Genomic DNA, 5,130 nt, shown 5'->3' on the forward strand with positions numbered 1-5,130 from the left:
AGCCCAGAGGCGATCCCCGGACTCGAAGGTGTCCAGGCTCAGATCGAACTGGGTCGTGCTGTCCTCGCCACTGAGCATCTGCACCTGCAACCCTGGAATCTCCAGGGTTGCAGCGTCCTGGCGGGCGGCAGCCTGGTGGTTGAACATCACCTGGAACAGCGGGCTGTAGCTCAGGCTGCGCTCCGGCTTGAGGGCTTCCACCAGTTGTTCGAAGGGCAGGTCCTGATGTTCCTGGGCCTCCAACGCGCGTCTTTTGACCTGACTTAGAAAGTCGCTGAAGCTCAGTTGCCCGTCGACTTCAGCCTTGAACACCTGGGTATTGACGAAGAAGCCGATCAGGCGCTCGGTCTCCACCCGGTTGCGGTTGGCGGTCGGCACCCCGACGCGGATGTCCGCCTGACCGCTGTAGCGGTGCAGCAGTACCTGGAACGAGGCCAGCAACAGCATGAACAGCGTGACCCCTTCGCGCTGGGCCAGCTGTTTCAGCCCCCCCGGTAAGGCGCCATCCAGGCTGATGCCATGGCGCGCGCCCTTGTGGCTTTGCTGCAACGGCCGCGGATGGTCCAGAGGCAAATCCAGAACCTGAGCGCCGCCTTCCAGTTGCTGCAACCAGTAATCCAGTTGCCGCTCGCGCTCACCGGCTTCCATCCACTGGCGTTGCCAGGCAGCGTAGTCCGCGTACTGCACCGCCAGCGCCGGCAACTCGGCCTCCTGCCCCTGGCTATGGGCGCCGTAGAGCCGGATCAGTTCCTCCACCATCAACTGCATCGACCAGCCATCGGAAACGATGTGATGCTGGACCAGCACCAGCACATGCTCGTCCGCCGCCAGGCGCACCAGGGTGGCCCGCAGCAAAGGCCCCTGGCGCAGGTCGAACGCCTGCCGTACCTGAGTGTCGATGACCTGCTTGATCAAGTCATCGGCATTGCCGGCCTCCACCAGCAGGGACAAGTCCTGCTGGCTGATGGGCAAACGGGCCTGGGCCGCGATCACCTGGGTCAGGCCCCCGGCGCTCTCGACAAAGTGCGTGCGCAAGCTTTCATGGCGGGCGATCAAGGCATCGAAACTGCTTTGCAGGGCCTGGCTATCCAGAGCGCCACGCAGGCGCAGGGCCATGGGGATGTGATAGGCGCTGCTGTCGGGGTCCAGCTGCCAGAGGAACCACTGGCGCTCCTGGGCATAGGACACCACCAGCGGCTGCTGCCGGTCCACCAGGGGAATCGACTGGAGTGGCTGGGCGGTTTCCGGCCCCAGCAGGCGGACGAAATCTTCCAGCGACTCGCCTTCGAACAGCAGCTTGAGCGGCGCCTCGATGCCCAGCTCCTGGCGGATGCGCGACATCACCTGGGTAGCCAGCAGCGAATGGCCGCCGAGCTCGAAGAAGTTATCGGTCAAGCCGACCTTTTCCAGTTTCAGCACCTGGGCCCAGATCCCGGCCACTTGCTGTTCGCGCTCGCTGCGCGGGGCCACGTGGGCCTGCTGCAACAGGCTGCCGTCGATGGCCGGCAAGGCAGCGCGATTGAGCTTGCCGTTGGCGGTCAGGGGCAGCGCCTGGAGGAACAGCACATGGGCCGGAACCATGTAGCCCGGCAGGTGCTCGCGCAGCCCGACCTTGATGGCGTCGCGCAGTGGCAGTTGCTCGGCAAGCGGGTCCTGGCCGTTCCAGTCCAGGCCGGCGGGCACCACGTAGGCCACCAGTTGCGGGCCGTCGGGGCCTTCCGGGGCCAGCACCACCGCCTCACGCACCGCAGACAATTCCAGCAGCCGCGCTTCGATCTCCCCCAGCTCGATACGGAAACCGCGGATCTTCACCTGGTGGTCGATACGGCCGATGTAGCCGATCGAACCGTCGGCCTGATAACGCGCCAGATCGCCGGTGCGGTAGAGACGCCCACCAGCCTCGCCGAACGGGTCCGGGACAAACCGCGCCGCACTCAAGTCGCCGCGGTTCAGGTAGCCCCAGGCCAGCCCGGCACGCCCGACATACAGCTCACCGATGCAGCCCTTGGGCACCGGTTGCAGGTTGCCGTCCAGCAAATACCAGGACATGTCGGGAATCAGCTCGCCAATCGGGCTGGCCCCCGTCAGGCTCAGATCCGCCACGGACAAGGGACGATAGGTCACGTGTACCGTGGTTTCGGTGATGCCGTACATGTTCACCAACTGCGGGCGCTGATCGCCGAAACGCTGGAACCAGGGTTGCAGGGTATTGACCTCCAGAGCCTCGCCACCGAACACGATGTAGCGCAACCGATGCACAGGCTCGGCGCTGCAGGCCACGTGCATCAACTGGCGGAACGCCGACGGCGTCTGGTTGAGCACCGTCACGCCTTCGGCGCAGAGCAGCGGGTAGAAGTCCTGGGCCGAGCGCGCCACCTCCTGGGGCACGATCAGCAGCCGCCCGCCGTACAACAGGGCCCCGAAAATCTCCCACACCGAGAAGTCGAACGCATAGGAGTGGAACAGGCTCCAGACATCCTCGGGGCCGAACTGGAACCACTCCTGGGTGGCCGCGAACAGGCGCAGGACGTTATGGTGCGGCTGCAAGGTGCCCTTGGGCTTGCCGGTGGAGCCGGAGGTATAGATCACGTAGGCCAAGTCCTCGGGTGTTACCCCGACCTCGGGGTTGTCGACCCGGTAGCCGTCCAGGGGTTGCTCCAGCAACCAGGTACTGCCGGCAAACGCCGGCAAGCCCTGCAGCAGATGCCCCTGGGTCAGCAGCAACGCGATGGCGCTGTCCTGCATCATGTGCTGCAGGCGATCCTGGGGATAGGCCGGGTCCAGCGGCACATAGGCACCGCCGGCCTTGAGGATCGCCAGCAGGCCAATGACCATCTCCAGGCTGCGCTCCACCGCCAGCCCCACCAGTACATTGGGGCCCACGCCCTGCTCGATGAGCTTGTGCGCCAGGCGGTTGGCCCGATCGTTGAGCTGCCGGTAGTCCAGGCTCTGCCCGGCGAAGGTCAGGGCAATGGCCTGGGGCGCCCTGGCGGCCTGAGCCTCGATGAGCTGATGGACGCAGGCCCGGGAAGGGAATGCCTGCTGCTGCGGGTTCCACTGGTCGAGGATCTGCGCCTGCTCGTCGGCCCCCAGCAATGGCAACAGGCCGATGCGCTGCTGCGGCTGGCGGGCAACGCCTTGCAGCAAATGACGCCAATGGGCGGCCAGGCGCTCGATGGTGGCGGCGTCGAACACATCGGTGGCATAGACCAGGGACGCGGCGATCCGACCCTGGGTTTCCACGGTGTCCAGGGTCAGATCGAACTGCGCCGACTGCCCTTGGGAGTCCAGAGCCTCGATGCTCAGGCCAGGCAGGTTCAGGGGTTTGCCTGCGACCGCCGCTTCCACCTGGTGGTTGAACATCACTTGGAACAGCGGGTTGTGGCTCAGGCTGCGCTCCGGCTGCAAGGCCTCCACCAGTTGCTCGAAAGGCAGGTCCTGGTGCGCCTGCGCCGCCAGGGCGGTCTGGCGCACCTGCTGCAACAGCTGGCTGAAGGACATCTGCCCGTCGATCTCGGCCTTGAGCACCTGGGTGTTGACGAAGAAGCCGATCAGGCGCTCGGTCTCGACCCGGTTGCGGTTGGCAATGGGTACACCGACGCGGATATCGGCCTGGCCGCTGTAGCGGTGCAGCAGGGTCTGGAAAGAGGCCAGCAACAGCATGAACAGGGTCACCCCTTCCCGCTGGGCCAGGCTGCCCAGGGCTTCACTCAACGGCTGCTCCAGGGTCAGCTCCAGGCGCCCGCCCCGATGGCTCTGCACCGCGGGACGCGGGCGGTCCAGAGGCAGTTCGAGCAAAGGTTGCTCGCCGCCCAGTTGCGCCGTCCAGTAGGCCAGTTGCCGGTCCTTTTCACCGGCCTCCATCCAGTGGCGCTGCCAGAGGGCGTAGTCGGCATACTGGATCGGCAGCGCCGGCAACGGCGCCGTCTGCCCTTGGCAGTAACCGATGTAGAGCGCGATCAGTTCATCCACCATGACCTGCATCGACCAGCCATCGGAGACGATGTGGTGCTGGGTCAGGACCAGCACATGGTCATCCTCGGCCACCTGCAACAGGCCGACCCTGAGCAACGGCCCGGCCAGCAGATCGAACAGCTGCCGGGTCTGGGCCTGGACGAAGTCCTGCACGGCCACCTGGATCTGCTGTTCGCTCGCCTGCGCCGGCAGTGCCTGGCGCACCAGTTCCAGGCGCGCCTCGGGGGCGACCACCTGCAGCGCCGTGTCGGCCTCCTCGACAAAATGCGTGCGCAGGCTTTCATGGCGGGCGATCAGGCTGTCAAAACTGCGCTGCAAGGCCTCGACGTTCAGCTTCCCGCGCAGGCGCAGGGCTTTGGGAATGTGATAGGCCGTGCTCTCGGGCGCCAGTTGCCAGAGGAACCACTGGCGTTGCTGGGCATAGGACAGCGGCAGGTGCTCCTGGCTCAGGCGTACCTCGGGAATCGGCAGGTTGGCCGGGGAGATGCCCTGTTCGAGCATCTTCTGCAGGTAGACCTTGCGTTTTTCCAGGGGTAGCAGGATGAAGCCTTTGACAATTTTCAGCGCGGTGGTGTTGTCCATTACACAGCCTCCATTTCGTCGAGCAACAGTTCCAGCGCACTCAGGTCGGCGTCTTGCACCTGGCCGGGCGTCTTCTGCAACTGGCTGACAAACAGCCCCAGGGAGGGAAATTCAAACGCCATCTGCACACTGACCTGGCGCCCAAGCTTGAGCTGGACTCGAGAGACCATCGCGGTTACCAACAAGGAATGCCCACCTAGTTCAAAGAAGTTATCGTTCATGCCCACCTGCTCGACCTCCAGCACCTGGGCCCAGATCGCCGCGACCTGCTGTTCCAGTTCGCTCTGTGGAGCGATGTAGGCCTGCTGCAACAGGCTGGCGTCGGCCTTGGGCAGGGCCTTGCGGTCCAGCTTGCCGTTGGGGCTCAGCGGCAACGCTTCGAGGAACAGCAGGTGCGCCGGCAGCATGTAGTCCGGCAACACCTGCTTGAGGGCCGCTTTCAATTGCTCGCGCAACTGCGTCTGCTGTTCCGGGCCCTCCACCGCCACGCCCGCGGCCGCCACCACGTAGGCCACCAGCTGTGGACCACCGGCTGCCTCCTGGGCCAGTACCACTGCCTCGCGCACCAGCGGT

General features: G+C 65.3%; 2 protein-coding genes. Both read right to left on the minus strand.

The features are described 5' to 3' along the window. Positions 1 to 4,557 (minus strand): amino acid adenylation domain-containing protein (locus FW796_RS31765; protein ID WP_446440690.1); only part of this gene is annotated, 4,557 nt, incomplete at its 3' end. Next, the coding region (locus FW796_RS31770) for a phosphopantetheine-binding protein (RefSeq protein ID WP_446440691.1) at positions 4,557 to 5,130 on the minus strand (574 nt) is incomplete at its 5' end. The genes FW796_RS31765 and FW796_RS31770, both read right to left, overlap by 1 nt.

Source organism: Pseudomonas sp. 910_21, assembly GCF_052850735.1.